We start from the raw sequence: 26,449 nt of genomic DNA on the forward strand, positions 1-26,449 counted from the left end.
TGCAATTTAGTTAGGACATTCTAATTTAGTAAAGTTTAAACGCGATTCGATCTAGGCTGCTTCTCTGCGAGGGCATCTCAATGCGAAAGCTGAAGGACCTGCTGCTCGATAGGAGCGGAAACTTTGCCGTGGCAGCGGCGTTGGTGGCGCTACCGCTATGCTTGGTCTTGGGCGTGGCCATTGACCTTACCAGTGCCGTCACCTGGAAGTCCAGACTGCAAGAGTTGGCCGATTCAGCGGCTCTGGCAGCTATAGAGAGCGACGGTGGAGACGAGGAAGCCGTCGCGGCCGCCAAGAACATTGCGCTTGGCAACGGCTCTTTTGCGGTCGGCGGGGTGGTTGAAGTCGACATCACAACGCCCACTCCCGTGTCCCGGGAGGCAGCAGTTGAAATCACCGCCTCAATGCCGACGGACTTTATGAACCTTGCCGGCATTCGGGCGATCAGCCTTCACGTCACGGCAAAGGCACGAAAGGCGCCCCCGGAATACTGCATCTATGCTCTCGATCCAGAGTCAACCGGAGCGCTGAGTGTGACCGGGTTGGGAAAGGTGTCGGTGCCAAATTGTGGCATTCAGGTAAATTCTTCCAGCCCCGAAGCACTGAGACACGTTGGGGCCGGCAAAATCGCCGCGACAAAAATCTCGGTAGTCGGCAATTACCAAGGCGGCGGATACAGTGTTTCCCCGAAGACGAACCAGCCCTTCCTCGCCGACCCACTTGTCACCACACCAGAACCGGTTCCCCCGACCGGTTGCGATTACAGCAACCAGGCGCTCTCGGATGTCACCATTCCGGCCGGGCGGGTGTTCTGCGGAAGCATCGACTTCGGTGGAAAAATTGTGCTTTCCCCAGGCGTTCACTACTTTCACAATGCGATAGTCGGCATCAGCAACAATGCGAAAATAACAGGCAAGGAAGTCACCATATTCGTCGATTCCAAGTCCAGCATCATACAGGCAGTTGGTAACGGCGCCATGGAACTTTCCGCTCCTACAAGCGGCGTTTATACCGGCATTGCCATCTTCGGATCGCGTACCGCCTTGCCATTGTTGCCGACTATATCGCTCGCAATAAATAAGAATTACTGGGTAAATGGTACAATATACTCGCCAATGCACCACCTTAAAATGAAAGGGACCAATGACAAGAAGTTGGCTACCGGCCTGGGATGGATTGTTGCTTGGCAATTCTCTTACAATGGAGATTCGAGCGTCAACCTGGATGGCTACAGCGGCACCCCACCAAAGGGTCTCGGAGACGCAGCAATCGCGTTGCTGCAATAGATGGAGACGGTACCCGCTTCGTGGCTTCGAAGGTGCCCTTCCCCTGAGTTAGCGAACTCTCAAACGCAGTCCTTAACGGGATGCGACCACGCTTCTAAAGTCACCGTCGCGGGGTGACCGTCGTTTTCACCGATCTACGCGCCTTTACAGCATTCGCCGAGACTGCGAACCCGAGCGAGGTGCAGCAGGCTGGCGATGGTATTTGCAAAGACCTCTAGCCTCGCTGCTCTAGACGGCCATCGGTCTCTCCTTTCTGGCCATCGTAGTAGTTGCTTCTTAACCAAGTCGAGCGCATCCTCTCTCCCAGCTTGAGGAGCGATTTCCGCGTGAGCTTTTTGAGAATGCTTCTGATTTGCGCGATTGCGAGCGCCGGTGCCGGCGGGTTCGTCACCGTCGTCCAATACTTGATGTTTACCCCACCGGCTCCGGTCGCGGCCGACGCTCCGGTCCTTCTGAAGAAAAACCCGCCAAAGAAGCGAATATGGCGGCGAGCGCTGACCTAACTTCCGCACCGAGGATAGGGCTATCGGCAAAACTGGCGATCTTCGGCCTTTGCTACGCCGGCGTCGCGGCTGGCCTTTTCCCTGAAACCTACCTCGCGGCACTGGGAACGCAGCGGCTGCTGATCCTCTATTTCCTGCTGCCCTTCATCATCCTGCTCGGGATCGGCATCGCGGCACCATTCAGCGACCGACGAGCCCCGGCAACTTGGTTCCTCGCGAAAATCAGCTCCCGCTGGCGCAGCGCGACCCCCACCCTTGGTATCTTCATTCTCTGCCTGGCCGCCTTCACCACCTACAAGTATGAGCTTGCGCAGATGGTGCCGTTCTTCGCCGATCGGCAGCTTGCCGAAATCGATGCGGCCTTGCATTTCGGGCATGTCTGGAGTTGGGCGCGCTCGGTTCCCTTGCCAGGTGTTGTCGATCAAATCCTCTATGTCCTCTACGCCCAATTATGGTTCGTGGCCGTCGCCTTCGTGGTCGTCTCAGCCGCATGGATGGACGACGCCGCCAAGCGCCAGCGATACTTCTTGTCGCTCTCTGCGACTGCGGTCATCCTCGGCATCTTTGTGCGGATAATAGGATCATCCGCAGGGCCAATTTTCTACGACCGGCTGTTTGACCCGGACCTGTTTGACGATCTCACCGCCTCGCTTCGAAGCAGCAATGCAGGCCCGGCCATCCTGCGCATAAGCGACTATCTCTATTCGTCCTACACCAGCCGCCAGGCCTCGATCGGGACCGGCATATCCGCCATGCCAAGCTTCCATGTCGCCGTGGTTACGCTTAACGCGCTGCTGCTTAGCAGCATCAACCGGACGGCCGGCATCTTCGCCTGGCTTTACGTCGCAGCGATCATGTTCGGCTCGGTCTATTTCGGTTGGCACTATGCCATTGACGGCTATGTCTCGATCATCCTGGTGTGGCTGATCTGGCGTGCCACAGGAAAGCTTACAGGCGCAAAGCAATAACAGATTACATTTCGACGGAGCCACCGTTCGAGCGGCAGGCGCTGTTTCACGCAATACCAAGTCTCAATGTAGCCATGGCGCCCCTCAACACGCTATTGTTGGCGATTTGTAGGTGAGAAGGTGATCTCATTGGAATAGGAGCTAGCCGTGTACAATCGCGGTACAAGCAAGCTCAGTTTATTTCGACCCGACGATCTTTCATACCGATTTGAAGACAAGGCTGGGCGTTCGACAGTCGTCTTGAAATTGCCCAGATGATTGGCGTCATCAGCATGGAAGCGTATCCATCGACCGCATAGTGCCAGGCCAAGTGCACCGAGCCCAGCTGGATTGCGGCCAGAAACGCAATGCTGGCCCAGCGGAGCAAACGCCCGAAACGCCAGAGATAAATCGCGTTCAGGGTCGCGACAGCCACGTGCAACGACGGAAAGGCTGAAATGCCGCTGCCCACGCGTGGACCATCAAACCCGGCATCGACCAGCAGATAATTTTGCGTAACCAGCGCCGAGACGGTATAGGTCAAATTGGTCGACTGAAGGTAGTCCATCAGGGGAGAAAAGGTACCATCGCCGTAAAAGGGCATAAAGAATGCCGGCCCAACTGAAGCGAAGGCTGCCGCCAAAACGTTACCTATCAACACCCAGGTAAGGACAAACGCGACCAGAAACTGGGAACGCAGCCGTCCATTCCTCGCTGAAAAAGCGACGCAAAACAAAACGATGAAAACCTCGGCAAACCAGAGATTGTAAAGAACGTTCAGCGAAAAGGTGACAGGGCCAAAGCCAAGCATAGGATGAAAAAACCTCCATGCATCGACCCCGCCATGAATTGCCCTGTCGATCGCCACCAGGGACGTGTCGGCGTAGAATGGTTGGATCCTGCTGAGTCCCCCCTTGATGCTGGTGAACATCGAGAAAAAGAGCGGGATGACGAGCGCAACGGGCAGTCCGAATGCAATTCGATCCGGCAGGTTGTTGGCCAGCATGAGATCCTTCATGGCACGTAACGGTTGCTCCGGCCGTTGAATAGTCAACCGAACCAGGACTACAGCGAGAAGGATCAGGGTTACGGCTGCCCCAAAAAATAAGAAATTCTTATTATATATTTTCAAGTTTATGACGATGTTCCAATGCGCCGCAGCAATAAGCGCCAGTAGAATATAGGCGAATACCGTCACGAAAAATGGCTGATTAGCGCGCCACGCCTCCGAAGTGGTACGGATCGCCAGCCGCGCTATCGACATGGAAGAAAATCTCCGGAACCAAGCGCTAGTTAAGCTGCCGCAGTATCCCAGAACTGCCCACCAGCGCCAGAGTGGCATAGATTTGGAACGCTATCGTGCAGATCGCAGCAGCTGAAATCGGCACGCCAAAAGGCACGACGCCCTTGCGGTCCAAGTGCTGTATATAGACCCGAAACGCGCCTGCCGGCAGCATGAAAGGGTTTTTCATGATGGCCACGGTGGCGACGGCGAAAACCAATAGAAGCACCGAGAACAGGGCGAGACCGTTTCCACCGGTCAGAAACGGAACGACCGCCATCAGCTTGACGTCGCCGGCTCCGACCTTGCGCAAAATCCAGAACGGAAAGAGCGCGACGAACAGCACAAATCCGGCGATTGCGCTCAATCCCATATCCCACCACGATCCGCTTGCTATGGAAACAAGCTGAAGCGATCCCAGCCCGAGACACAAGAGCAGCAGCACATCACGGTTGGATATCTTCTGGGCCGAGAAGTCTATCCAGGCGACCCATGCCAGCAGAGGGATCACAAGCGCCTTTATGGACAGCGACGCGCCAAACAACATCCTACCGCTCGATGTTCTGCACGCTGGACGATAGCAGCTTCAGATTGTTGACCACGGTCGGATCATTGGGCGCCAGTTCATAGGCCTTGAGGAAATTGCTGCGCGCGTCCTGCAGCTTGCCGCGCAACAGATAGGAATAGCCGACATTATTGTAATATTCGGGCGTCGCACCCAACAGCTTGAAGGCCCGGCCATAGGCCCGATCGGCAAGGTCGAAGCGATGGATCCGGTCGCAGGAGGCGGCCAGTCCCATCCAGGCGCCGCCATCATTGGGGGCAAGCTGCGTCGCCTTGAAGAACAGTGCGCCGGCATTGCCGTAATTTTCTGCACGAAACTGGTTCTTGGCCTCCGCGACGGCTTGGTCCGAGGCGTAGTATTCAACATCGCCGACCGTCTTCAACCCGTCGAACGCATCGCCAAAGGACGTTACGTCGCCTTTCGACGGCTCGTTGGTTCGAACGACGCCGTCCGCTCCGTTCGTCTGGCAGCCGGCGAGTGCCGCCATGAACAGGCAGGCCACGATTGCAATTGGCCTATTCATACAATCTCCCCGAGTCCCCCGACCGATATTAAGAACAGAGCATATACGCACCTAGAAGAAAATGCCCTTCATGCGAATGATCACCGGCAGCATGATTACCATCATCACCACCGGAAAGATGCACAGGCCGAGTGGGATCATCATTTTGACAGGCAAGGCGTTGGCGCGCTCTTCAGCCTGCAGAATCCTCTGGCTGCGCATCTCCGCGCTGTAGACACGCAGGGCGTCAGTCAGGCTGGTGCCCAGTTCTTCGGACTGCCGGAACAGCACGGCCAGCGCCCGCGCCTCGTCAAGGCCAATGCGGTCAGCCAGTTCGCGAAGCCCTTCCCGAAGTGGCTTGCCGGCGCGCAGTTGCAGATTCATGATCGTCAGCTGAATCCCCAGCCATTTGTGCGTGGCCGCAAGTTCCTGGCTTACCCGTTCGACCGCGGCCTCGAGGCTCATACCGGCGTCGGCGCAAGTGATCATCATATCCATGAAATCGGGGAAGGCGCGACGATAGATCTGTTTCTGTGAATTCTCGAACCGGTCCAGCATGATGCTGGGAATGACGATGCAGCCTAACCCAAACAAGGCCGAGCCCCCGAAAGTTAGGAATCCGGGCAGTCGTGGCGGCAGCACCCACGACAGCAGGGCATACATGGCCAGAAACCCTATACAAACCGCGCCGAGGCGACAAATCGTGTAGACGACAGGTGCACCCGCTCGATAAAATCCAGCGCGGAAGAGTTTCGCCTCCAGAGCATTGGGCTCGCTGCGTTCTTTTTCGATCGACTTGAAGTAAGCGTCGACCGGCTTCTGCGCCGCGATCTTGGCCAGGCGGTCCCGTCCCAGGATCGATCGCGGATCGACCGAGCCTTCGCCCAAAAGGCTGTCCGCGACCAGCTTTCGCGTTTGCAGTGCCGGCAGGAAGACCAGCGCCGCAAACAGGAACAGCGCCACCGCGGACGCGAAGACTGCGATGGATACAAAAAAGGTCAGGTCGTCGGTGTTCGAAAACAGATTTATGACTCGCTCCTGTCAGAAATCGAAATTGACCATTCGGTACATGATAAAGTCTCCCAACAGGGCCCAGCTTCCACAGATGACGAATGCAGGCGTAATGAGAGGACTGCTCCAGACTTTGCCGTAGTAGCCGGGCGCGATCAGCCAGAGCGCCCCAAACATGACGAGCGGAAACAAGGAAATGATCCAGGCCGAGGCCCGGCCTTCGGCTGACAAGGCCCTGATCTTCAACCGCAGTTTCTGGCGTTCCCGCAGCACGGTCGAGAGATTTGCCAGGATTTCGGTAAGATTCCCGCCGGTCCTCGCCTGAATAGAAAGCGACACCGATAGCAGATTGAGTCCCTCGAAGCCGACCCGTTGCGTTAACTTTCGCACGGCCTGCTCCATGCTGAGTCCGAAAGTAATCTCGTCGGCGACGATGCCGAATTCCGTGCCAAGCGGATCAGGTATCTCGCGGGCGACGAGGCCTATCGCAACTGAGGCAGGATGCCCTGCGCGCAATGAACGAACGATCATGTCCAGTGCATCGGGCAATTGCTTGGCGAACTTCTTGATCCGTCTGTTACGTGCCCGGCGCAAAACAAGAACAGGCAAGGCAAAGCCCACCACGAGAAAGATGATGAAGGCCGCCGACGCCGATACGTGAAGGAAAAGCCAGAGGAGCAAAGCCAGCGCCAGGCCGGCCAGAAAAAACGAGGCTGCAAAGGTCATCGGGTTTCCGGTAATGCCGGACTGGGTATAAAGCCTGTTCAGCGAGACAAAGCCGAAGATGAAATCTCCTGAATCAGTCAGGCCGCGTTCTCGCAGCAACCCTTGCAAGGTTTTTTCCGCGGGCGCTTCATCAGCGAGACGACGGAGCCGGTGGTTCACCGCCACGAGTCGGGAGCGGCGACCGGCCAGAGAAAGGTAAAGGGCTTCGCCGGCAAGGATCACCGAGGCTGCCGCAAGCATGTAGATAAAATAAAGCAGCGCCTGTCCACTAAGCATCAGAGGGCGACCTGCGGGTTGAAGGCATCCTTGCCGAAATGGAGCCCCAGCGTTGCGGCCTCTGGCGCGAAGCGCGGGCGGACACCGGTGGCGCGAAAATCCCCTATGATCATTCCATCCGCAGCTACATCGCGCCTCACGAAGTGATAGATTTCCTGCAGTTGGACGACATTGCCTTCCATCCCGGTAATCTCGGAAATCGACGTTACGCGCCTGCCGCCATCGGCGAGCCGCTGCGTCTGCACGATGATGTCGATGGCCGAAGCGATTTGTGCCCGGATGGATTCGTGCGTCATCGGCATGCCGGCCATGCCGACCATCTGCTCCAGACGAGAAATAGCGTCGCGAGGCGTGTTGGCATGGATAGTGGTCATCGACCCCTCATGGCCGGTGTTCATGGCCTGCAGCATGTCAAAGGCCTCCTCGCCGCGAACCTCGCCGACGATGATGCGGTCCGGCCGCATGCGAAGCGCGTTCTTCAGCAGTTCGCGTTGACGAACCTCGCCTCTGCCCTCGACATTCGGTGGCCGCGTCTCCAGACGGCCGACATGCGGCTGCTGCAGTTGCAGTTCCGCCGCGTCCTCGATGGTGATCAGGCGCTCTCTGGCCGGGATGTAGCTTGAGAGCGCGTTGAGCAAGGTCGTCTTGCCGCTGCCGGTGCCGCCCGAGACCAGGATTGACTTGCGGGCCTGGACGGCGATCCGCAGCAGCTCGATCATTGGCGGGCGTATCGAATTGAACGCCATCAGGCGCTCAAGCGAATAGGGATTCTTGGAGAATTTGCGGATCGACACCAGCGGACCATCTACAGAAATCGGCCGCACCGCGATGTTGACGCGCGAGCCGTCTGCCAGGCGAGCGTCGACCATCGGCGCCGATTCGTCGACGCGCCGGCCTATAGCCGAGACGATCTTGTTGATCACACGCAACAGATGCGCCTCGTCGCGGAAACGGATTGCCGTCTCTTCGATCACGCCGCGCCGCTCGATGAACACACGGTCGTGCGTGTTGATAAGGATATCGCTGACGGAATCGTCCTTGAGCAGTGGTTCGATCGGCCCGAGGCCTAGCATCTCATCAGCGGTGTCGCTGGTTAGCTGGTCGAGCTCGCGGGCGTTTAGCGGCACGGCACGAGTGCGAACGAACTCGCGAACGATCGGGCGAATCTCGTTGAGGATCTGGTCCTTGGAGGCTGTTTCAAGAGCGGAAAGATTGAACCTGTCAATCAGATGTCGATGCAGCTCGACCTTGAGCGTCAGAAAATCGTCGCCATGCGGTTCGACTTCAGCCGACGGGGCTGGTGCCGACACGCTTGCTGGCACCGGCGCTAGCTGCTGCAGCGCCTTCGGCTCACTCGGTCCCTTGATAAACCGCCCCAGCATAATGCCTTATACCCCTAGAGCCCAGATGAGCCGAAACTAAACGTTAACCAAGCGGCGCACAAGCGTCAGGGCACCTCACGTGAGGCCAATACTTTCAACATAGTTAAGGAGTCCGGCAGAAAAATATCGATTTATTTCCGGCACTCGCGCTGCCAAACACGAGTGACGCACTAAGCTTTCACGTTACCGGCGCCCCTTGGGTGACCTGACACGGGGCATCCTCTTCACAAATGCTACAACGCCTTAGATATAAAGGAATATGCCATCTGGCTAAAGTACGTATGCCTTGATTAGCTCAGAGGGGCAATTGTGAACGAATGGTTAAGAACGCTTGAAAAATTAGACGAATCAAGCTCTTGCTAGAAATTGAGGTCACGCCGAATTTGCAAATTGATGTATTAGAAGGTTAAAGGACCGTTAATCCCGTTTGACTCTCCAATTTCTCGGGACCTAGGATTGAGGTGACGGGGGATGCTTGGGTATGGAGTTCATCCTTGGCTCTGTCTCGTCGGGTTGAAACCTCCAGAGGGAGAAATTGACATGAAAAAGCTCATGACAATGACCCGGCAGTTCCGCGACGACGAAAACGGCGCTGCTATGGTCGAATATTCTATTCTGATTGGCATTATCGCAGTGGCCTCTATCGGCTTCATCATCGGCATCGGCGGGTGGGTTACGGGCCGCTTCACCGGCCTTTGCAGCGCCATGGACGCCTCCGGTACCGGATCTTGCGCCAGCGGTGCCGGTTCTTGATCGATTGATCGGCATCAGGCCCGGGTTGTCCAGACCCGGGCCTGAATTCAGTCGTGGCGGGCGAATTCCCGCTCTATTGGCTGGGGGTTTGGGGTTATGCGCGCCAACACACTTATCATGATAGTTCTCGCCGGCGTCTTCGGGGTGCTGGCGGTCGTGCTGATCAACATCTGGCTCGCTGGCCAGCGTAGTGCTTTGGCTCAATCAAACGGCAAAGGCAATACGATCGTTGTCGCGGCACTGCCGCTGAAGTTCGGCGACACATTGAGCGCCGACAAGTTGCATGAGATCGCTTGGCCCGCGGGCGCAGTCCCGGCTGGAGCGTTCAAGACCACCAAGGAAGCCTTGGCCGGCAGTGGCGCAAGGCAGGCGCTGCAAGCGATCAGCACCAATGAGCCGATCCTCGGCAGCAAGATCACCGGTCCAGGCCAGCGCGCCACACTTTCGGCGGTGCTGGGTGAAGGCATGAAGGCCGTATCCATCCGCGTCAACGACGTGCTTGGCGTTGCCGGCTTCGTCTTCCCGGGCGACCGGGTTGATGTGCTGCTGACGCGCTCGGTGCGCGGCGATGACGGTGCGGACAAGAGTTTTGTCGACGTTCTGCTGCAGAGCATGAAAGTGCTCGCCGTCGACCAGGTCGCTGACGTGAGCAAGGACAACCCGACGGTTGTGAAGTCGGTGACGCTTGAAGCCACCACAAAGGACGCGCAGAAACTGACGCTGGCCGCCGGTGCGGGGCAGTTGTCTCTTGCACTGCGCCAGGCTGCCGCCAATAAGGGCGAGACAACCGAACGAGTCACGCTTTCCGACCTGAATGGCGAGACGCCGGACGATGTCGCAAAGAGGCAGGCCGAACTGGACAAGCAGGCCGCAGCCGACGCAGCCGCAGCCGAACGCCAGCGCGCAGCTGACAAGATCGCCGGATTGGAAAAGGCCGTGGACAGGGTGGGAAGCCAGCTCGACGAGTTGAGCAAGGTCAAGCCGGTGCCGGCCGTGGTGACGGCACCCGCATCAAAAGAAGTCGTCAAGGAAGTTATCAAGTATTTGGAGCCGGAACCGCCGAAGAATGTTACAGTGGGCGTCTTTCGCGGCGTGAAGCTTGAATCCTATGACGTGCCGCGACAACCATAAGGGATGCGGCGAAGCGGGGCAGCCGGCGGCAGCAGTTTGGGAGATGGGGATGCAGGGGTTTTGGATGAGGGTAGCGGCGGCCGCACTGTCCTGTTTGGCTGCGCTGCTGACGTCTAGCCTCGGGACTGAGGCAGCCGACCGTTTCATCGACGTATCGAACCCGAGCGTCCATCGCATCTTCCTGCCGACGTCACAGTCTGTGACGCTACAGGTGAGCGCCAATCTCGGCGATATCGTTGTCGGCGACGAGAAGATCGCCGATGCGCAGCCCATGACCGACCGAACGCTTTATGTCATCGGCAAGAGCGCCGGCACCACCACAGTCAATCTCTTCTCTCCGGAAAAGCGCTCGCTCGGCGTCATCCAGATCGAAGTCGGCGTCGACGTCAGCGACATGGCGCAGGCGATCCGCCAGGTGGCGCCCAGGGCGCGCATCGAAATCGGTTCGATCAACGGCAAGGTGAGGCTTGGCGGTCACGTCAAGGACGGCGCCACGCTGGCGTCGATCCTGGAAGTGGTACAGCAGTATGGCCCCGACGCCATCATAAATTCCGTCATCGTCGACGACAGCCAGCAGGTCAATCTCGAGGTGCGCGTGCTTGAGGCCAAGCGCAACGCCGGCCGCGATCTCGGCGTTTCAATCAGGAGCACGAATGGCAGTGGCACAACCCGTACAGGGACAGGCATTGCCGCCGCCGACAAAGATAACGTAGTGCTTGGCCCGGGCGATCTGCTCAGTGGCCTACTGTCGACCAGCAATCCCTTCGCGGCACTGATTACCCGTGTCATTGACAGCAACATCAAGGTCGACCTGATCATTGAAGCGCTTGAGGCCAAGGGCGTCGTGCGCACGCTGGCAGAACCAAATCTCACCACTCTGTCGGGTGAGCCAGCCAGCTTCAACGCCGGCGGCGAAGTGCCTATCCGTGTCGTGGGCAATGATGGCCAGATAACCATCACGTATAAGCAATTTGGCGTCAATCTGCTGTTCACGCCGGTCGTACTCGACGACGGCAAGATCCATATGAAGCTGGCGCCGGAAGTGAGTGACCTCACCGGTTTCACCACCGCCGGCGACCCGATCTTCACCAACCGCAAGCTAGAAACCGTCGTCGAACTCCGCGACGGCCAGAGCTTCGCGGTCGGCGGGCTCCTGTCCAGCAAGACCACCAAGTTGCAGAACCAGGTGCCGTGGCTGGGCCAGGTGCCGGTCATCGGTGCGCTGTTCCGCAATTCGAGCAACCAGAAGGAAGAGACCGAACTGGTGGTTATCGTCACGCCGCACATCGTCCGGCCGGTGAAGCCTGGCGAGCAGCTGGCGACCCCGTTCGACAAGACACGGCCGGCCAATGACCCGGAGTTCTTCATCCTTGGTCAGCTCGAGGTGAACAAGGACATGATCCGAAAATATGAAACGGGCGACGGCGTCACCGGCCCCTATGGCCACATGCTGGACTTCAAATCGAAGGACAAGATGCTCTATGTCAAGAAATAGCGCCTTGATCCTCTTTCTGTGCGCCGGCGCCCTATCGGGCTGCGCCGCGGACTATCTGAACCACTACGACACGGTGACGCTCGCCGCCGGCGACACGCAAAAATTCAATTCGCTGGCGCAGACGGTGGATCCGTTCAATCCGAACGCGAAGAACACACATATCGAAGGCGACGGCGCCCGGGCAGCCGCTGTTGCACAGGGCTACAAATTTCCACCGCCACCACCGCCACCGCCTGCGATAACGGTCAATGTCGGCGGGTCGGGTGTGACCAACGGAGCGAATTGAACAGAAGGATGCGGTTGCATTGCGCCGGGCGAGCGAGGGGCCCGGTGCAAAGGAAGCAGAGAGTAAGGTCATGTTGGGGACCATTAGGGCGTTCTGGAATGATCAACGCGGCATAGCGATGATCCTTGTCGCAATCATGCTGCCTGTGCTGGTTGGGCTCGCATTGCTGGCTATCGACATGAGCCGCGCCACTGGGCTGCACAATGATCTTCAAAAAGGTGTGGACGCGCTTGCGCTTGCAGCAGCGGCGGAACTCGACGGCAATTCGGATGCGATCACCCGGGCCAACCGGGCGGTAGCCAATCTTCTCGCCAACACAACGAAGTTTTCGACCGCAGGCGACCACACGCTTGCTCTGTCTGACGTCACGGTAAAGTATTTGACCGGGATTCCCGCCAGTGACAGCACAACGCTAACCGCCGACGGCGTCGACTCCAACGGGGTGACCTGGGCCAGCACGGACCCCAAGGCTGTGAGATTTGCCGAGGTGACGATCAACGCCTCCGGTCTGGCGGACGGCGCGGGCGCTTTCGAAACCATCTTCCCAGCCAGCGTCGTCGGCAGCAACAACAGGATGGACTTACAACCGCAGGCGGTTGCCGGGTTCACCAACGCATTGTGTCAGTTCACGCCGATGTTCATCTGCAATCCTTATGCGTCGCTTGGCGCCCTGCAGACGGCGCTGTCTGGAACAAAGAAGCCGATGATATGGCTCAAGGAGCAGACCGGCGGCAATAACGCTCAATATGGGCCTGGCAATTACGGGTTTCTGTCTTCGCCTGAGGGGGACAAGTCGGCGCAAGCACTGACGGAAATGTTCGCGGTGACCAGCCCGCCCGCCTGCTACGATCAGAACGGGGTCAAGACCCGCCCAGGCAACGTTACTCCGGTAAACGACGGAATCAACACGCGTTTCGACATTTATCCCAATGGCAACAGTGGCAAGCTGGTCCCCTCAAGCGCGCCGCCCTCACCGAATGTTCGCAAGGGTATGGTAACGAAGAAAACTGGCAACAATTGCACCTATGAGGCCCCCAACAGCGGACAGGAAAGCAATTATAAAAAGCTCCCCAAGGACAATTGCTTCACCTCTGGGAGCTGTACACAAGCGGGCGTGCTCGGTGACGGTTCCTGGGATTTCAACACTTCCGCAAACAGCTACTGGCCGGTCAACCACGGCAATGCCAGCACATCCAGCGTGTTGGCTGCATGCGGCGCCAGCCCCAGCCGGTACTGCGTATATAAGTATGAGATCGACAATCCAACTTTGAAGAGCGGCCAGGAGAAGACACCGCCGCAGTGCAACACAACCACGCAAACCGCCGACCGTCGGCTAATCTATGTTGCAATCATCGACTGCGTGGCCAACCAGGTCAAGGGCGGCAATCAAACGCTGCCAGTGCAGGCCTTCTCCAGCGTGTTCATCACCGAACCGGCCGGTGGTCCGCCTAACGCCGACATCTACGGCGAGATCCAGGATATCAGCACTACCGTCGGCCAAGGCACGCTGAAGAAACTTCAGCGCAACGAAGCGCAGCTTTACCGGTAGAACCATGCTGGTCGCGCTCAGGAAAATCATTCGACATTTCAAGGGCGACGAGGATGGCGTCGCCCTGGTGGAGGTGGCGATGGTCACACCATTTGTGTTGCTGTTGGCCGCTGGCGTGTTCGAATTCTCCAACATGCTGAACACACGCATGCTCCTTGACGCCGGCGTAAAGGATGCGGCCCGCTATATGGCGCGCTGCAGCAGCGACTGGGATACTTGTTCGGGGTATGCAAAAAACCTTGCAGTGAATGGAGCCATATCTGGCGGCAGCGCAAGGGTGACGGGATGGACCACAGGCGAAGTCACCATAAGCAAGTCATTATCTACTCCAGCGATTGATTCCGGCACCGGCACTGAGCTCTACCTCAGCAGCACCGCCAACGTCGATGTGGTGCAGGTCAGCACATCATATCCGTATGCGGGTGTAGGGTTCTGGTCTTATCTCGGTTTCGGCCAGATCAGCCTATCGGTATTCCATCAGGAGCGTGTTCTAGGATGGTGATGCTGCGGCGCAAATTCTGGGCAAGCGAGTCCGGCGCGACGATGGTCGAGATGGCCATCGCCATGCCGCTGCTGCTGACGCTGCTGCTCGGCTTCGTCGACTTCGGCTATGCCTTCTACCAATGGAACGCCGCGAACAAGGCAGTGCAGGCCGGAGCACGGCTGGCGCAAATTTCCGGTCCGGTCGCCAGCGGGCTTTCACTCGAGGCAAAAACGCCAAGCGACTCGCTGGACGTCGGCAAAGCGGTCCCCGCCAACACGTATAATTACATCTGCACGGCTAGTGCCGCGGGAGTTGCCTCCTGCACCTGCGGAACGGGCGCTACATGCCAGGACCTCACGGCAAGTCAGGCTGCCTTTGACTTCATTTACACTGGCAGCGGCAGCCGGTCTGGAATGCACACGTTCTTGCCGATGCTTCCAAAATCCGAGGTGAGGATACAATACCAGGCCTCAGGCCTCGGATATTGGACGCGTCCGAACGGACCGGTGCCGACCATTACGGTCAGCATTGTAAATCATCAATTCCAGTTCTTCTTCCTGGGCGGACTACTCGGATTCGGAAACCTCACCATGCCCTCCATGCTGAGCACGGTCACGGGCGAAGACATGAAGAGCAGCTATCCATGAATGCCATCAACACCAAGGTCACACCGACCAAGCGAAAGCAGGTGGCGCTGTTCTCGTCGGATCCGAATTTCAAGCGCGATGTGGCGACGCGGCTCGACGCGCTGGCGATCTACGACGTCAGGGTTTCCGAGACGAGCGATTTCCTCAGGGGTCCTCCCGCGGATACGCGCCCAGGCATCGTCATTCTCGACCTCGGCAATGGCGAAATGCTCGGCAGGCCGGGCATCGTCGAAGCACGCGCCCTTTGGGCGACCGTGCCGCTGATCGCGGTCTCCGACGAGCTGTCGTCGGAGCAGACGCGCGTGCTGGTGCGCATGAACGCTTCGGACTGGCTGCACAAGCCGCTCGACGGCAAGGAACTGCTCAACGCAGTGACTTTCCACGACACCGGCAACCAAGGGACGAAAAGCCGTATCGTCACCTTCATCAGCGCCAGCGGCGGCGCCGGCGCGACCACGCTTGCATTGTCGGCGGCCGAATTCCTGGCGTCGAAATCGAAGGAACGCGGGGCTTCCACCTGCCTGGTCGACCTCGATTTCCAGAGCGCCAATTGCGGCGCCTATCTGAACCAGTTCAACCAGTTCGATCTTGGCGGGATCATCGGCCAGCCGGAGAGGCTCGACGTCGAGCTGATGGATGTCATCAAGCTCTCGCGCCCGTCTGGGCTGACGCTCTATTCCTTCGAGAGGCCGCAATTGCCTTTCGAACCGCAGGGCAGTGATTTTGTCTTCCGGCTGCTGGACCTCGTCGCCTACCGGTTCGACGACATCGTCATCGACCTGCCGAACATCGAGACGCCTTGGCACAATTCCGTGCTGTCGACGAGCGATGAGATATTCATCGTCTTCGAACTCAACGTCGCCTCGCTGCGGCAAGGCAAACGGCTCTACAAGAAGATCCGTGAGTTGCGTGGCAATGCTGTCAGCATCACGCTGGTCGCCAACAAGCACAAGCGCAAATGGTTCGGCAACCACTTTTCGCGCAGCGAACTCGAAAAGATCTTCAAGGCGCCCCACATCAAGTCGGTCACGCTGGACAATGCGCTTCTGTCCGATGCCTTGAACCGTGCTATCCTGCCTGCCGAGGTGGATGGGCGTGCGCGCTTCAACAAGGACCTCAAGCGGATGTTCAAAGAGCGGCTCGATGACGCTGCCAAATAGGGGGCGGCCAAGTAGGTATCGGATTGGCCCGGGATTGGCGTGCGTCATGAGCATTGCGCTGATGATGCTGGTCCAGGATTTCGCCAGCGCACGATCGGCACTTTCGGATCGGCCGCCGCTGCCGGCAATGGGACCCAGCCTGCGCAAGACTGTTGCCTTCGAGACGACAGAACAGCCCGGAACAATCGTTATCCGCAAGGGCGAGAAAGCGCTTTATCTGGTGATCCGACAAGGCCAGGCGCTTCGCTATCAGATCAGCGTCGGACGGGACGGCTTTGGCTGGACCGGGGTCGTCAAGGTGGGGGCGAAGACCGAATGGCCGGAATGGCGGCCACCCCGCGAAATGCGCGCCCGCCAGCCGAACCTGCCGCAAATGGTGCCTGCAGGTCCCTACAACCCACTCGGCGCCAGGGCGCTCTATCTCTCTCGGGACGGGCGTGACACGCTCTATCGGATACACGGAACCAACGATCCCAAGGGTGTTGGCTTCGATGGAACATCGGGGTGTTTTCGCCTTACCAACACCGATGTGATCGATCTCTTCAGGCGCGTCGCGATCGGCGCAAAGGTGGTGGTTCAATGACGATGATCAGCGAACCGGATATGCCGGCAATCGAGATTGGGACAGCAGCCCGCATTGGAGAGCAGGCTGTCGTTGGGAAACCGCGCGACAAAAGCATTATCGGCGCGGTCATCATCGGCACGTCCCTGCTCACTTTGGTGAATATGATAGCCGCGGTTTATCTCTACCGCGGCATCAGCGATATGCGCTTTCTGGAAGGGCGCCTGGAACAACTCGGGACGTTCGAACAACGAATCGGCAGCCAGTTGGATACGGTCAACAACGGTTTTCAGAGCCGATTTGAAAAACTGGACAGTCAGCTGCAGAGCAGCTTTGGTGAAATCAACCGGAGCATAGCCCGGCTGGAACAAAACCAGCCTATTGTCCATGACGAAATCACGTCGAGCGCAGCGGAACCTTCCGTCGACACGACCAGCAGCATGGCGGAGGCGCCTGCTGTTCTCGATGGTGAAGACGCGACCGAGCCCAGCGTCGTCGATACACCGCGTCCGCCCAAAAGGCGGATTGCAGCTGCAGCGCCTGCCCCAAGCTCCAACTACCAGCGAATTGAGCAGGCCGACGGCAAGGTTTACTACCGGAAGATCAACTAACGCCGGAAAAATGGGGCTGCCTTAGAGATCTCGCTGCAGAGCAACAAGCCTCGCGGCCAGCGCTCCGGATCGCTCTCGAGCTTCCCTGAGAAAGACAACATGACAGTAGGCGCATGCTGTCAGACCCAGGACCAGCACAAGGCTGTTCTTCAAGGTGAAATCGACCATTAGCGAGAAGGGAAGCCCCCCGGGTACCGTGAATGAGGCGATCGTGCTCGCTGTTTCGGAATGGCTGGTGACAGCGATCATCAACCCGGCGAAAAGCAGGGCGACGTGATTGGCAAGAAAGAAGAAGGCAGCTGACTTTCTTGTGCGGCACGCCGTCCAGCAAACGATCGACGCGGCAGCCAGGATGGAGGCATCAACGACCATCGACCCTCCCAGACAGACATCGACCTGTTGCCAAAACATCGTCGACAGCGGCCTTAGTTCAAGCCAAACCCGCCACATTGTGGGGCTGGCCGGATATGCTCCCAGCAAGAATGTCGCCATGCGCTCCCCTGCAAGGATCAGCAGGATCAGCGATGGGAAGGCAAAGAGCATTATCGACTTGCGCTTCATGTCACCCTCAACAATCTTGCCTTCAAGATAGATTGCAGAGATTACGCGAGGCTTAACGGAGCGGTGGTGATTCTGTGGTGGCGCGGCCAGTCGGGCATGGCAGCCTGCAAGAGCCATTCGCGTATGGCGCAGCCATTAGAGCGGTTCACGACTTGATGGAATCGAAGGGGATCCCCGCTTTGTCGATTTTGTGATTCAAGATGCTGGCTGGAGTGGAGGCCAGCATCTGATGACTCGACCCCTTTCCAATGATCTTCGCGAGCGGGTTGTGGCGGCGGTTTTGAGTGGTGAAAGCCGCCGGTCTGCCGCCAAACGGTTCGGTATTTCGGTTTCGGCCGCGGTGAAGCTGTTGCAGCGCCATGGGACTACCGGCCCGGTGGCACCGGGCAAGATGGGTGGGCATCGCAAGAGGGTGCTGGAGCCGCACCGTGCCTTCATCGAGGCGCGTATACGTGGGACGCCACATCTGACGCTGCACGGTCTGAAGGATGAGTTGGCCGGTCGCGGGGTCAAGGTCTCGCACAGGGCAGTGTGGCTGTTCCTGCGCCGCGAGGGGCTGAGCTTCAAAAAAAACGCTGTTCGCCCTTGAGCAGGCGCGCACTGATATTGCCCGCAGGCGCCAGCGATGGCGATCTTGGCAGACCGGCCTTGATCCGCAGTGCCTGGTCTTCATCGATGAGACGTGGATCAAGACCAACATGGCTCCGCTGCGAGGCTGGGGGCCGAAGGGCAAGCGGCTGCGCGGCTTGGCCCCGCACGGCCACTGGCGCACACTGACCTTCCTTGGCGCGCTGCGCTGCGATCGGCTCGCGCCTTGCGTCTTCGATGGGCCAATCAACGGCCAATGCTTCCGGGCCTATGTCGAGCAGCAGCTCATCACCGTGCTGAAGCCCGGCGACATCGTCCTCATGGACAACCTGGGAAGCCATAAGTCGGCCGCCATCAGGCAGATGATCAAGGCTGCCGGCGCAAGGCTCTGGTACCTGCCACCTTACTCTCCCGATCTCAATCCAATTGAGCAGGCCTTTGCCAAGATCAAACATTGGATGCGCCAGGCTCAAAAGCGCACCGTCGAGGACACATGGCGTCACATCGGCCACCTCGTCGAAACCATCGAGGCAGCCGAATGCAGGAACTACTTCGAAAACGCCGGATATGCTTCCGTCAAAACGTGAAGGGCTCTAGTTGTTTTGGCTGAGGACGAGCGTAACCACCTTAGGCTCGGCTCGCTGCAGACATCGTTCCGGAATATTGGGCCACATCGCCTTGGCGCATCGCTGATCTTCGCCTCGGGCCGTCGCAAGCGTGAGTTCTGCGTTACCGGCTTCGTCTGCGGTCGACAGGAATACCTGCGTGGCGAGCGCAGTCGCCATAGATACTTGGACGAGGATAAGGGCGTAGGCAAATCGTCTGATCATCTGCTCGCAACGTTCAATCCGCGAAGTGGTTCCAACGTCGCGACCCGCCGATGTAAACCCGATCACGATTCTCGAGCCTGCGCCCTGCCCGTCCTCAGCTTTCCTAAGGACAACCCTTCGTCATCTCCTAGCTCCACCTCCTGAGGCAAGATCTCACCCATAGATCCTATCCAAAACCGTTCACTTCCAGACCAAGGCAAGGTTTGCCTCAACGGCCGATATGAAGCGGTGGGTTCAACCGGTCATCGCAACACGTTCCGTAGGCTATCGGCCGGCGTTTCGAAGTCCAGGGTTTTTCGGGGGCGCTGATTGAGACGCAGAGCGATGGCGTCGAGCTGGTCCTGCGAGGCTTGGGAAAGTTGGTTGCCCTGGGGAAATACTGCCTGAGCAGGCCGTTGGTGTTTTCGTTGCTGCCGCGTTGCCAGGGATTGCGCGGATCGCAGCAGTAGAGTTCGGCCTGGAGGATGATACCACCCCCGAACAGGCGTCATCGATCATACAGAAAGATGACGCACGACAGTCGCCAGTGATCGGGACCGACGAGACCGCGAAACAGATAGTCGCTCTGCTTCAGCGCGTCTCTCGCTGATTTCGTCAAGTTGCTCGCTTCGGGGGAGCTTCCAATCCTAGACTAGAAGACTGATCGCCAGCGAAAGCGACGGCATCTGCTTCATATTCGAATGCTCGGGAATACGTTTCACCGTTCCTCCCTATGATGCGAACGACCCACTCGCCCAACGAATGGCGGATCTCTAGGAAGAGGGAAGACGAAGACGGCGGTCGGTACGTGACGCTGTCCAATGCCCTCGGGAGGCCTGTCCCGCCAAAATCGGCTCCATCATCGGAGGAATGAACTTCACGCATGCACTGACTCCCGAGACCGCGAGTCAATTAGCGCGTGCTTAATTAGTTCCGGAGCGTTTTAACGAATCGTTGACCGCGCTGTCCCATTATAGGACGGCGCGGTCAAATCCCAACCTTGGCTGCGCAGGCGGCTTCGGCATTGAGTTCCACCCCGAACTGTCGGAGCCGCCACCCACATTCCACAATTTACCAGCAATGGTTGAATCAACCGTTACTGCACGTGCTTTCAATGGCGCTTCCCTGATCGTTAGACTTTGACGGAACAAACAGGGGATTCACAGGTTCGGCGTTCCGGACTCGACCGATGGAAGCGATCTTCGATGACATCGCCAACGCCCTCAGAGCGCCCCGCCAGGACGTGTGGCGCCCTGTCCGCGCCTTCGCCATCGATATGGCAGGCAAGCTGTTCATGGGCCTCGCTATCGGCCTAGGTGTTGGCTTTGGAATGGGTGCTGGCTGGTTAGCGTAGATCTGCCCCGGCGATGCGCTGCGTGAATGCCCGCTCGACTCCAACAACAGCCTCATCGTTCGTTTCGACTGTTCCGCACGCGCCGCCGTCATCGCAGGTCCAGAACCAAGTGCCTGCGGCTGGGCCGTGCATCATCTTCAGGATGCGGCCGACCTTTTCCTGCTGGAAAGCTGCGGCGAAATCGAAGGGCGCCGTCTGCCCTCCTATCACGGTCGCGACCAGGCCAGCCACACGCGAGCACCCCGGCCGAGCACGAAATTGAACGCCTCATCCTGCTTCTCGAACGTCTGAAGAATTGCACTGCCGTCGACGACCTGAAAGCCTCGTTGATAGGCGAAGCGGACGGTAAGGCGATCAGCTGCTGGCATGGCTCCGAATATCCTTCAATCTTCCTCGCGGAAATCCTGCAGCGATGCATGACGCAGGTCATCCTCGCCGCGCAGGTGCTTCACGCGTCCAATGAGGCCCGGCTTGACCCATTGCGTCGCCGGCCGCTTCATAATGCCCTTGTGCGCCGTGGCCGTCACCCGGATTCGGGATCGAGGAAACCTTTTCCAAGCTTCGCTGTCAGGGTTCCATGGCCCGCTTCTTCTTCGATCTAACCGACAACGGAACCCCTTACCCGGACACCGAAGGCACCGAGCTTGCAAGTCTGGACGCGGCTGAAGATTAGGCGGCAAGGGCGCTGTTTGAAATCGCAAAAGAACAAATGGGCGGCACATTCCGCCAAGTCGCCTTCCGAGTTCATGACGGCACCAGCATTTCGCTGTTTGAGGTGAAAGTCACGTGCGAGGTGACGCGGGCTGGAGATTCCGATGCCAGACTGTTGGAAGCCTGACGACTCATACCTCGAAAGCGCTCGCCGGAACCAACGCCGGACGGTCGGCGAACTCAACTCCCTACTTACGACCATAGACGAGACACGCCGCGTCCTGGCTGCGTCACGGAAGCTCTTGGAACAGATGGCCGAACGCGAAGACCCCCCGCTGCCAGGTTGAGGCGGCTTCTATGGGAATCCGCTCATCTTGACGCCAGAGCAGCGCTGGCAGGTTCATCAACCGGCTACCCTCAGAAGCAGTGCGACACCGACCCCATAAGGGATGAACACAGCCGCCAATGCGACCCAGATGCCCGGATCGGCGAGACGTGCATTTCCTTGCGAAGTTGTTCCACACGACCCAACGGCAAAAGGCCGGCTGTGTTCCCAAAACTGAAAAGGCCGGCGCACATAAGCGGTCGACGGGCATTCGGTTCCATTGCTAGATCACCAGCAAGCGCGCTTACCTGCAGCGGAACCTGACGGCCACTACGACCGTTATTTGAAAGGACAACGAAAGGAGATCGCCATCATGGACTGGAACCGCGTCGAAGGAAATTGGAAGCAATTCAAAGGTAAGGTCAAGGAGCAGTGGGGCAAGCTCACTGATGATGATCTTGACCGCATAGCCGGCAACCGCGATCAGCTCGAAGGTACGATCCAGGAACGCTACGGCATTGAGAAGGATCGCGTGCGGCGAGACGTTGACGACTGGTATGGTCGACAAGACTCGTAGGATAGGACAGTTGAACCTAGCTAAAACAAAGGCGCAGTCCACAAACCGCGCCCTTTTAGTGTTCCCGTGCGACGTTCGGCTCGACCTTGAACAATCGATTTTTGGGAACGTGTCGGCTTCCAGTTGCGTTGATCTTCGCAATGGAGGTCGTAGCAATGTCCATCCACAAAGAAGACTATCGAACGAACAAGGCTGACTACCTGATAGCGAAAAGGCCAGATCTGGTTCAGCGGACGAAGCCGAAAAAGAAGATATTGCGGAGTGACGATCAACGTTCCGCAGAGGTATTAGACGACCCCTCTGCGTTATCCGAGAGGCCAACCTCAGGCCGTTGGAAATCGTAGAAAGTCAAGAGGAACATTTTAGCGATATTGAATGTTCGACTGTCTATGAGCAGCCGTACCGTGCTCTCAGCAGACCAACCCAGAGCAGCACGAGCCCTACTGAACTGGTCGCGTGTGCGACTTGCCGCAAAGGCAGATCTTAGCGAAATGGCCATCAGCGATCTTGAGAACGGATTCAGGAAATCGCGTCCCCACAACATCGCGGCGATCCGCAAGGCGTTTGAAGACGCCGGAATCGTCTTCACCGTCGAAGGCACTCCATCGCTAGCCCGCTCAGAAGGTGATAGCGGCCTCGCCACCGACAATAGACAGTGGCGCCGGCGGCAGAGAAAATAATAAGGCGAAAAGCCTACTCAGGAGCGTCTTAGGCTCGGAACTCATACCGGAAGGCTCGCAATGCGGAGCCTGATTTACGGCTTTGAAGATTGCCGATCTCGTCGACCAAGGTCAGGCCGCAATCTGCGATCGAACTCTATGGGATGGAAGCACCGACCGCCGTGGCGCACTGCGCTTTGGAGGCACATTTCGACGGCCGACCAAATGACTTCCGCTTTTGGTGCGATGTCTTTCACCAACTGAGAAGACCAAACTGACGGAACTTTTGCCGCGGAATCGTGTTCGTTCGAGCATGACCAGAATAGCAGACCTTGGCCCACGCATCCCCGGCAAACCACATTCGCCGGCAGACGGACAAGACCCGTTTCGACCTATGGCCCGATATGCGACCAGCAGGTTGACCGCCGCGACTTCCGTCAAGTGATGTGGCACGAGCAACCAGATCACGAGCCGCTTGAATTGGACGCTTGGGAGCGCGCGAAATGCCGAAATACCATGTCGAGGAAATCGCCGGCGAGACCGTGACGGCCACCCACATCGTCAACGCGACAACGCCGATCAGGGCGGCTCGGGAAGCGACCGAGCGCGACGTCACGCTGCGCACCAGCGAGCCCATCTGGATCAGGGTTGCCGACGAAAAGCGCGGCCACATATTCGAGTACAGCTTCAGCCTGTAGTTGGCGATCCAACTCGGCTCGGCCAGCTGAGTTTTGGATGGCATACCATGCCCTCAACCTCGATACGCAAGTTCGACTATGACTCGAACACCAGGGTTCTCTCGGTTTGGTTTGTAGCGAGCGGGAAGCATTACGAGTTCTTGGACGTACCTGCTGAGGCCGTTGCTGCGTTCAAAGCTGCCTTTGCCAAGGGCGTCTATTTTAACAGCCACATCCGCAATCGTCATGCATTCCGGCTCGCGCCAGGGAGGGCAGCAGGCTCGTCGGGCGGTTGACACAATTTTCTAATCCAAAGCGGCCCGCGCCACCTAAAAAGGAAAGCGCGGACCCGATCAGATGCAGCCGCCGGGCGGACCCGGCGACGTCGACTGGATTGCTGCCGCCGCATGAGACCCCTCAAGGCGTGGCCGGCGCCAGCTTGGCGGCTACTTGGTCGATCTTGTCGGCAAGCACGCCATTGGCCCAATCTGTCACCTCAGGGTCAACCGGCTTGTTGGCCATTTGGGCAAGGGCTGCATCGATCGATGGGACATTGGCGGCGGCGTCAGCGGCGGCGGCCTGAGCATCGGCCGCGGCCTGAGTGGCGTCATCGAATGCTGTCTGTGCTGCATCGAGGTCGGCCTGCGTAGGGACATCTTCGGGCGGGGTATTCGGGTCAGCCGCTTTCGCATTCAGCGCGTCGAGCGCCGCTTTGGCGTCGGTAACCGCCTGATTAGCGGCATCGAGCGCCGATTGAGCGTTCTTGGCTATTGCCGACTGTGTCACGAAAGCCTGCACGCCAGGTAATCGGGCGGAAACACTTACCCAACCGTAGGGTGGGGCCGCTATCTAAAAGCCCGCCAACCTTTCGGTGGGCGGGCCTCCACTGTCGGAACTGGAGAGTGTCATGTCGACAGCTCCGGCACTTGCGAACGGTTTGGTTAGTGGCGCCAGATCAGCAGGCAGAGCTGGCGCAGGTCACGATCATAAACGCCCCGGCTCTCGATCACGTCGATGCAGCGCTTCTTGAACCGAGTGATTTCGGCGCTCGACATAGCGTCGACAATGCGAGTCAGATCCGTATTGGTCGGATTGTCGGGGGACTCGGTTCCGACAGTGGCACCGCTCGTGCCAATGGGTGCAGTGGTTCCGTCGTCGCCAACTGCGGCGTTCGCCGGCATGGAAAGATTTGCGAGAACGGCTCCAATGGCCATGCTTCCCACCAGGATCTCAAAAATCTTTGTCATAATGCGCCTCCAAGGATGTCAGCCCCTTTTCCAAACCAAGGCCGGCGGTGTTTTAGCTCGCAACCAGCGCGACGGTGTGGTCGTTGAGTGCTTGATTGGGTATTGATCGAAAAACGGGAACGCGATCAGATAGGCGTATCGGCGGTAAGATGTGCCATGCGGAAACCTCCGCTGTCGGCATTAATTATGATCGTGACCACGACATCCTCCAAACCAGATCCGGGTGAAGGTGCTCAAAGACATAGCTCACTAGAAAGCACGAGTAGATGAATAAATGTCTAAAAACTCCATACCTATTCTTGGCAATGACAGTGACGAAGTGAATTGTGTTAGGCGTTCTTAGCCGTGTTAACCGTTGACAAGCGTGAGGCGAGTTCCTGCGGTATCGCGTTCAGCTCCGCCTTTGCGGCGTTAGGATGCGCGCCTCTCGCAAAAGCGATGACCAGTTGTGGAGCTGCTATTTGTTCTCCTCGCGGAAGTCCTGCAGCGATGCATGCCGCAGGTCATCCTCGCCGCGCAGGTGCTTCACACGGCCGATCAGCCCTGGCTTGACCCATTGCGTCGCTGGCCGCTTCATGATGCCCTTGGGCGCCGTCCCTGAGTGCTCCTGGACGCGTTTCCATAGCCTCTCGCGCATTTCCCGGTTCAAGGTGACGAACGCGCTGCCGACATAGCGCCCTGTGCCGCGCTCAGCCATCAGAGCGAAAGCCGGCTTGCCCGCTTCACGCTCGACGCCGAGCAGATCGAACTCGTCAATCGCATAGCACTTGGCCTTCAGCCAGTTGGTCGACGGACCGCTTCGGTATTTGCTGTCCTTCCGCTTCGACACCATGCCTTCAAGTCCGGCCTTGTCGAGCAAGTGAAAGATGGCCTTCGCTTCGCCCGGCAGCGGCTCACTGAATTGAATGCGCCCGCCGGGCTCGATCGTGCTGGCCAGGATCTCGCGCCGCTCCTCTAGCGCCTTATCGCGCAGATCGTGGCCGTTAAGATGAAGCAGATCAAAGGCAACAAAATACAAGTCGTGTTGCCGGCGGGTGATGGCTTTGCGCAGCGCTGCGAAGTCCGAAACGCCCTTGTCATTCAGAACGACGATCTCGCCGTCGACGATGGCGCTTTCGGCACCAAGGAGCTTGGCCTCTCTCACCATGTCGCGATATTTCGCCGTCCAGTCGTGGCCATTGCGCGTATAAATGCGCATGCCGACTTCATCGATGATCATCTGCGATCGGTAGCCGTCGAACTTGACTTCGTGGGTCCAGCCTTCACCCTCGGGAGGCTTCTCCACAAGGGTCGGCATCAACGGCTCGATGAACTTCAAACGCATGTACTGACCACCCTCCGGCGATTCAATAAGATGAAGCTAAAATAGTTCCGAAACCGGAAATCAGCCTCTTGGGTGCAACAAACAAGTCAACTCGGCGTTGCGGGATGAGCGAAGGAGGAATCGATATGGCCGACGACAAGAGCAAGCGGGATTTTCGTGATCGGGACCGTGTCTCGGCCGATGAGGATTATGAAGTTGAATATTTCGCAACAAAGACCGGCATCACAACCCAGCAGGTCAAAGAGCTGATCGCGAAGCACGGCAACCAACGCGAGACTTTAGAGCGGGTAGCCAAGGCGCTGCGGAAACAATGACCAGGCTATCTGATCTCGGCAGACCACTAATCGGGCACCGACATGAAGGCCCGCCCGCGAGCGAACTCGCGCATTTCCTCCCCTGCCCGGTTTGCGGGCAACAGATTGATATGCGCGATTTTCGCCAGGTCGCTTATCATTCCGATCCGGATCACGATCAGCCTATCGAACTAGACGCCTAGGAACAAAAGTGCCGAAATACCAC

At 58.2% G+C, this 26,449-nt stretch carries 34 protein-coding genes and 1 pseudogene; 21 read left to right on the top strand and 14 right to left on the bottom strand.

Annotated features, from left to right (window positions below; all coding sequences use genetic code 11):
- Nucleotides 1-80: 80 nt before the first annotated feature.
- Entirely contained in the window at nt 81-1,286 is a 1,206-nt protein-coding gene (locus NKI05_RS30425) for a TadE/TadG family type IV pilus assembly protein (RefSeq protein WP_023694800.1), read from the top strand.
- Between the two features lie 352 nt (nt 1,287-1,638).
- On the top strand, nt 1,639-2,757 hold the full coding sequence (locus tag NKI05_RS30430) for a phosphatase PAP2 family protein (protein WP_155929856.1): 1,119 nt from the start codon (nt 1,639-1,641) through the stop codon (nt 2,755-2,757).
- Nucleotides 2,758-2,929: 172 nt separating this feature from the next.
- Here the strand turns inward: NKI05_RS30430 and NKI05_RS30435 are convergent, their stop codons facing one another.
- The 6 genes from NKI05_RS30435 to NKI05_RS30460 are packed head-to-tail and all read right to left on the bottom strand — an operon-like array spanning nt 2,930 to nt 8,480.
- Complete coding sequence (locus tag NKI05_RS30435) at nt 2,930-4,000, bottom strand: phosphatase PAP2 family protein (protein ID WP_023694797.1); 1,071 nt, start codon at nt 3,998-4,000, stop codon at nt 2,930-2,932.
- A gap of 25 nt (nt 4,001-4,025) precedes the next feature.
- Nucleotides 4,026-4,565, bottom strand: coding sequence for a prepilin peptidase (locus NKI05_RS30440; protein WP_023723918.1), 540 nt, complete (start codon nt 4,563-4,565; stop codon nt 4,026-4,028).
- 1 nt (nt 4,566) lies between these two features.
- Entirely contained in the window at nt 4,567-5,106 is a 540-nt protein-coding gene (locus tag NKI05_RS30445) for a tetratricopeptide repeat protein (protein WP_031210771.1), read from the bottom strand.
- A 51-nt stretch (nt 5,107-5,157) separates the two neighbouring features.
- A complete protein-coding gene (locus NKI05_RS30450) occupies nt 5,158-6,108 on the bottom strand; it encodes a type II secretion system F family protein (RefSeq protein WP_023701634.1) in 951 nt (316 codons plus the stop codon).
- A gap of 18 nt (nt 6,109-6,126) precedes the next feature.
- The gene (locus tag NKI05_RS30455) at nt 6,127-7,098 is read right to left on the bottom strand and encodes a type II secretion system F family protein (RefSeq protein ID WP_023694794.1); all 972 of its coding nucleotides are present in this window, start codon (nt 7,096-7,098) and stop codon (nt 6,127-6,129) included.
- Entirely contained in the window at nt 7,098-8,480 is a 1,383-nt protein-coding gene (locus NKI05_RS30460) for a TadA family conjugal transfer-associated ATPase (RefSeq protein WP_023694793.1), read from the bottom strand. Before NKI05_RS30460 ends, NKI05_RS30455 begins: the two co-directional genes overlap by 1 nt.
- Nucleotides 8,481-9,020: 540 nt before the next feature.
- On the opposite strand from NKI05_RS30460, the gene NKI05_RS30465 reads away from it, so the two are divergent.
- The 10 genes from NKI05_RS30465 to NKI05_RS30510 all read left to right on the top strand — a co-directional run bounded on the left by NKI05_RS30465 (nt 9,021) and on the right by NKI05_RS30510 (nt 17,158).
- Nucleotides 9,021-9,233, top strand: coding sequence for a Flp family type IVb pilin (locus NKI05_RS30465; protein ID WP_023694792.1), 213 nt, complete (start codon nt 9,021-9,023; stop codon nt 9,231-9,233).
- A 96-nt stretch (nt 9,234-9,329) separates the two neighbouring features.
- Entirely contained in the window at nt 9,330-10,364 is a 1,035-nt protein-coding gene (cpaB, locus tag NKI05_RS30470) for a Flp pilus assembly protein CpaB (protein ID WP_023694791.1), read from the top strand.
- 49 nt (nt 10,365-10,413) lie between these two features.
- Nucleotides 10,414-11,859 (top strand): type II and III secretion system protein family protein, encoded by a 1,446-nt coding sequence (locus NKI05_RS30475; protein ID WP_023701635.1) that lies wholly within the window; start codon nt 10,414-10,416, stop codon nt 11,857-11,859.
- 4 nt (nt 11,860-11,863) lie between these two features.
- A complete protein-coding gene (locus NKI05_RS30480) occupies nt 11,864-12,145 on the top strand; it encodes a hypothetical protein (RefSeq protein WP_023694789.1) in 282 nt (93 codons plus the stop codon).
- Nucleotides 12,146-12,215: 70 nt separating this feature from the next.
- Nucleotides 12,216-13,694 (top strand): TadE/TadG family type IV pilus assembly protein, encoded by a 1,479-nt coding sequence (locus tag NKI05_RS30485; RefSeq protein WP_023701637.1) that lies wholly within the window; start codon nt 12,216-12,218, stop codon nt 13,692-13,694.
- 4 nt (nt 13,695-13,698) lie between these two features.
- Nucleotides 13,699-14,196 carry a TadE/TadG family type IV pilus assembly protein gene (locus NKI05_RS30490; RefSeq protein ID WP_023694787.1) on the top strand — a complete coding sequence of 166 codons (498 nt, stop codon included), beginning with the start codon at nt 13,699-13,701 and terminating at the stop codon, nt 14,194-14,196.
- Nucleotides 14,190-14,825 (top strand): TadE/TadG family type IV pilus assembly protein, encoded by a 636-nt coding sequence (locus NKI05_RS30495; protein ID WP_023694786.1) that lies wholly within the window; start codon nt 14,190-14,192, stop codon nt 14,823-14,825. Before NKI05_RS30490 ends, NKI05_RS30495 begins: the two co-directional genes overlap by 7 nt.
- Nucleotides 14,822-15,985, top strand: coding sequence for a CpaE/TadZ family protein (locus NKI05_RS30500; RefSeq protein WP_023694785.1), 1,164 nt, complete (start codon nt 14,822-14,824; stop codon nt 15,983-15,985). The genes NKI05_RS30495 and NKI05_RS30500 overlap by 4 nt, the downstream gene beginning before the upstream one ends.
- Nucleotides 15,969-16,568: a L,D-transpeptidase gene (locus NKI05_RS30505; protein ID WP_023701639.1), complete on the top strand. Its 600-nt coding sequence runs from the start codon at nt 15,969-15,971 to the stop codon at nt 16,566-16,568. Before NKI05_RS30500 ends, NKI05_RS30505 begins: the two co-directional genes overlap by 17 nt.
- Complete coding sequence (locus NKI05_RS30510) at nt 16,565-17,158, top strand: hypothetical protein (protein ID WP_023694783.1); 594 nt, start codon at nt 16,565-16,567, stop codon at nt 17,156-17,158. Before NKI05_RS30505 ends, NKI05_RS30510 begins: the two co-directional genes overlap by 4 nt.
- 21 nt (nt 17,159-17,179) lie before the next feature.
- Here NKI05_RS30510 and NKI05_RS30515 read toward each other — a convergent pair whose 3' ends face one another.
- Complete coding sequence (locus tag NKI05_RS30515; protein ID WP_023694782.1) at nt 17,180-17,719, bottom strand: hypothetical protein; 540 nt, start codon at nt 17,717-17,719, stop codon at nt 17,180-17,182.
- A 229-nt stretch (nt 17,720-17,948) separates the two neighbouring features.
- Between NKI05_RS30515 and NKI05_RS30520 the strand changes: the two genes are divergently transcribed.
- Nucleotides 17,949-18,894 (top strand): IS630 family transposase gene (locus tag NKI05_RS30520; protein WP_156939184.1). Its coding sequence is split into 2 segments (ribosomal slippage): nt 17,949-18,284 and nt 18,286-18,894, totalling 945 coding nucleotides; the frame shifts between segments, so codons are not numbered across the junction.
- A 485-nt stretch (nt 18,895-19,379) separates the two neighbouring features.
- Here NKI05_RS30520 and NKI05_RS30525 read toward each other — a convergent pair.
- Nucleotides 19,380-19,591 (bottom strand): annotated as a pseudogene (locus NKI05_RS30525) (transposase); the annotation flags it as partial.
- Nucleotides 19,592-20,305: 714 nt separating this feature from the next.
- Here NKI05_RS30525 and NKI05_RS30530 point away from each other — a divergent pair.
- Nucleotides 20,306-20,470: a hypothetical protein gene (locus tag NKI05_RS30530; protein ID WP_023694778.1), complete on the top strand. Its 165-nt coding sequence runs from the start codon at nt 20,306-20,308 to the stop codon at nt 20,468-20,470.
- Here NKI05_RS30530 and NKI05_RS30535 read toward each other — a convergent pair.
- The 3 genes from NKI05_RS30535 to NKI05_RS30545 are packed head-to-tail and all read right to left on the bottom strand — an operon-like array spanning nt 20,462 to nt 20,997.
- Nucleotides 20,462-20,701 carry a hypothetical protein gene (locus NKI05_RS30535; RefSeq protein ID WP_352794008.1) on the bottom strand — a complete coding sequence of 80 codons (240 nt, stop codon included), beginning with the start codon at nt 20,699-20,701 and terminating at the stop codon, nt 20,462-20,464. The genes NKI05_RS30530 and NKI05_RS30535 overlap by 9 nt on opposite strands.
- Nucleotides 20,677-20,838 (bottom strand): hypothetical protein, encoded by a 162-nt coding sequence (locus NKI05_RS30540; RefSeq protein ID WP_352794010.1) that lies wholly within the window; start codon nt 20,836-20,838, stop codon nt 20,677-20,679. Before NKI05_RS30540 ends, NKI05_RS30535 begins: the two co-directional genes overlap by 25 nt.
- 15 nt (nt 20,839-20,853) lie before the next feature.
- The gene (locus tag NKI05_RS30545) at nt 20,854-20,997 is read right to left on the bottom strand and encodes a hypothetical protein (protein ID WP_023694776.1); all 144 of its coding nucleotides are present in this window, start codon (nt 20,995-20,997) and stop codon (nt 20,854-20,856) included.
- Between the two features lie 50 nt (nt 20,998-21,047).
- Between NKI05_RS30545 and NKI05_RS32300 the strand changes: the two genes are divergently transcribed.
- The 6 genes from NKI05_RS32300 to NKI05_RS30565 all read left to right on the top strand — a co-directional run bounded on the left by NKI05_RS32300 (nt 21,048) and on the right by NKI05_RS30565 (nt 23,655).
- Complete coding sequence (locus tag NKI05_RS32300) at nt 21,048-21,143, top strand: DUF6894 family protein (RefSeq protein WP_023673382.1); 96 nt, start codon at nt 21,048-21,050, stop codon at nt 21,141-21,143.
- Nucleotides 21,144-21,819: 676 nt separating this feature from the next.
- A complete protein-coding gene (locus NKI05_RS30550; protein ID WP_023673385.1) occupies nt 21,820-22,023 on the top strand; it encodes a CsbD family protein in 204 nt (67 codons plus the stop codon).
- Nucleotides 22,024-22,412: 389 nt separating this feature from the next.
- Entirely contained in the window at nt 22,413-22,703 is a 291-nt protein-coding gene (locus NKI05_RS30555) for a helix-turn-helix domain-containing protein (protein WP_352794012.1), read from the top strand.
- An 89-nt stretch (nt 22,704-22,792) separates the two neighbouring features.
- Complete coding sequence (locus NKI05_RS32305) at nt 22,793-22,960, top strand: Y4oE-related protein (protein WP_502898777.1); 168 nt, start codon at nt 22,793-22,795, stop codon at nt 22,958-22,960.
- A gap of 225 nt (nt 22,961-23,185) precedes the next feature.
- Entirely contained in the window at nt 23,186-23,380 is a 195-nt protein-coding gene (locus NKI05_RS30560) for a hypothetical protein (RefSeq protein WP_023691307.1), read from the top strand.
- Nucleotides 23,381-23,427: 47 nt separating this feature from the next.
- Entirely contained in the window at nt 23,428-23,655 is a 228-nt protein-coding gene (locus tag NKI05_RS30565; RefSeq protein WP_352581558.1) for a KTSC domain-containing protein, read from the top strand.
- A gap of 121 nt (nt 23,656-23,776) precedes the next feature.
- Here NKI05_RS30565 and NKI05_RS30570 read toward each other — a convergent pair whose 3' ends face one another.
- The 3 genes from NKI05_RS30570 to NKI05_RS30580 all read right to left on the bottom strand — a co-directional run bounded on the left by NKI05_RS30570 (nt 23,777) and on the right by NKI05_RS30580 (nt 25,930).
- Nucleotides 23,777-24,145: a hypothetical protein gene (locus NKI05_RS30570; protein WP_156951542.1), complete on the bottom strand. Its 369-nt coding sequence runs from the start codon at nt 24,143-24,145 to the stop codon at nt 23,777-23,779.
- Between the two features lie 155 nt (nt 24,146-24,300).
- Entirely contained in the window at nt 24,301-24,606 is a 306-nt protein-coding gene (locus NKI05_RS30575; protein ID WP_023691303.1) for a hypothetical protein, read from the bottom strand.
- 457 nt (nt 24,607-25,063) lie between these two features.
- Entirely contained in the window at nt 25,064-25,930 is an 867-nt protein-coding gene (locus NKI05_RS30580) for an ATP-dependent DNA ligase (protein WP_023816917.1), read from the bottom strand.
- A 125-nt stretch (nt 25,931-26,055) separates the two neighbouring features.
- Between NKI05_RS30580 and NKI05_RS30585 the strand changes: the two genes are divergently transcribed.
- The gene (locus NKI05_RS30585) at nt 26,056-26,244 is read left to right on the top strand and encodes a DUF3606 domain-containing protein (RefSeq protein ID WP_023691304.1); all 189 of its coding nucleotides are present in this window, start codon (nt 26,056-26,058) and stop codon (nt 26,242-26,244) included.
- Nucleotides 26,245-26,449: the final 205 nt, after the last annotated feature.

The organism is Mesorhizobium sp. M0771 (assembly GCF_040320155.1).
In the GTDB taxonomy this organism is placed as follows: domain Bacteria; phylum Pseudomonadota; class Alphaproteobacteria; order Rhizobiales; family Rhizobiaceae; genus Mesorhizobium.

Coding starts and splice junctions, on each gene's coding strand:
- NKI05_RS30425 (WP_023694800.1), top strand. CDS start 81: ATGCGAAAGCTGAAGGACCTGCTGCTCGATAGGAGCGGAAACTTTGCC.
- NKI05_RS30435 (WP_023694797.1), bottom strand. CDS start 4,000: ATGTCGATAGCGCGGCTGGCGATCCGTACCACTTCGGAGGCGTGGCGC.
- NKI05_RS30440 (WP_023723918.1), bottom strand. CDS start 4,565: ATGTTGTTTGGCGCGTCGCTGTCCATAAAGGCGCTTGTGATCCCTCTG.
- NKI05_RS30445 (WP_031210771.1), bottom strand. CDS start 5,106: ATGAATAGGCCAATTGCAATCGTGGCCTGCCTGTTCATGGCGGCACTC.
- NKI05_RS30455 (WP_023694794.1), bottom strand. CDS start 7,098: ATGCTTAGTGGACAGGCGCTGCTTTATTTTATCTACATGCTTGCGGCA.
- NKI05_RS30460 (WP_023694793.1), bottom strand. CDS start 8,480: ATGCTGGGGCGGTTTATCAAGGGACCGAGTGAGCCGAAGGCGCTGCAG.
- NKI05_RS30465 (WP_023694792.1), top strand. CDS start 9,021: ATGAAAAAGCTCATGACAATGACCCGGCAGTTCCGCGACGACGAAAAC.
- cpaB (WP_023694791.1), top strand. CDS start 9,330: ATGCGCGCCAACACACTTATCATGATAGTTCTCGCCGGCGTCTTCGGG.
- NKI05_RS30475 (WP_023701635.1), top strand. CDS start 10,414: ATGCAGGGGTTTTGGATGAGGGTAGCGGCGGCCGCACTGTCCTGTTTG.
- NKI05_RS30485 (WP_023701637.1), top strand. CDS start 12,216: ATGTTGGGGACCATTAGGGCGTTCTGGAATGATCAACGCGGCATAGCG.
- NKI05_RS30490 (WP_023694787.1), top strand. CDS start 13,699: ATGCTGGTCGCGCTCAGGAAAATCATTCGACATTTCAAGGGCGACGAG.
- NKI05_RS30495 (WP_023694786.1), top strand. CDS start 14,190: ATGGTGATGCTGCGGCGCAAATTCTGGGCAAGCGAGTCCGGCGCGACG.
- NKI05_RS30500 (WP_023694785.1), top strand. CDS start 14,822: ATGAATGCCATCAACACCAAGGTCACACCGACCAAGCGAAAGCAGGTG.
- NKI05_RS30505 (WP_023701639.1), top strand. CDS start 15,969: ATGACGCTGCCAAATAGGGGGCGGCCAAGTAGGTATCGGATTGGCCCG.
- NKI05_RS30510 (WP_023694783.1), top strand. CDS start 16,565: ATGACGATGATCAGCGAACCGGATATGCCGGCAATCGAGATTGGGACA.
- NKI05_RS30515 (WP_023694782.1), bottom strand. CDS start 17,719: ATGAAGCGCAAGTCGATAATGCTCTTTGCCTTCCCATCGCTGATCCTG.
- NKI05_RS30530 (WP_023694778.1), top strand. CDS start 20,306: ATGGAAGCGATCTTCGATGACATCGCCAACGCCCTCAGAGCGCCCCGC.
- NKI05_RS30540 (WP_352794010.1), bottom strand. CDS start 20,838: ATGCCAGCAGCTGATCGCCTTACCGTCCGCTTCGCCTATCAACGAGGC.
- NKI05_RS32300 (WP_023673382.1), top strand. CDS start 21,048: ATGGCCCGCTTCTTCTTCGATCTAACCGACAACGGAACCCCTTACCCG.
- NKI05_RS30550 (WP_023673385.1), top strand. CDS start 21,820: ATGGACTGGAACCGCGTCGAAGGAAATTGGAAGCAATTCAAAGGTAAG.
- NKI05_RS30555 (WP_352794012.1), top strand. CDS start 22,413: ATGAGCAGCCGTACCGTGCTCTCAGCAGACCAACCCAGAGCAGCACGA.
- NKI05_RS30560 (WP_023691307.1), top strand. CDS start 23,186: ATGCCGAAATACCATGTCGAGGAAATCGCCGGCGAGACCGTGACGGCC.
- NKI05_RS30565 (WP_352581558.1), top strand. CDS start 23,428: ATGCCCTCAACCTCGATACGCAAGTTCGACTATGACTCGAACACCAGG.
- NKI05_RS30575 (WP_023691303.1), bottom strand. CDS start 24,606: ATGACAAAGATTTTTGAGATCCTGGTGGGAAGCATGGCCATTGGAGCC.
- NKI05_RS30580 (WP_023816917.1), bottom strand. CDS start 25,930: ATGCGTTTGAAGTTCATCGAGCCGTTGATGCCGACCCTTGTGGAGAAG.
- NKI05_RS30585 (WP_023691304.1), top strand. CDS start 26,056: ATGGCCGACGACAAGAGCAAGCGGGATTTTCGTGATCGGGACCGTGTC.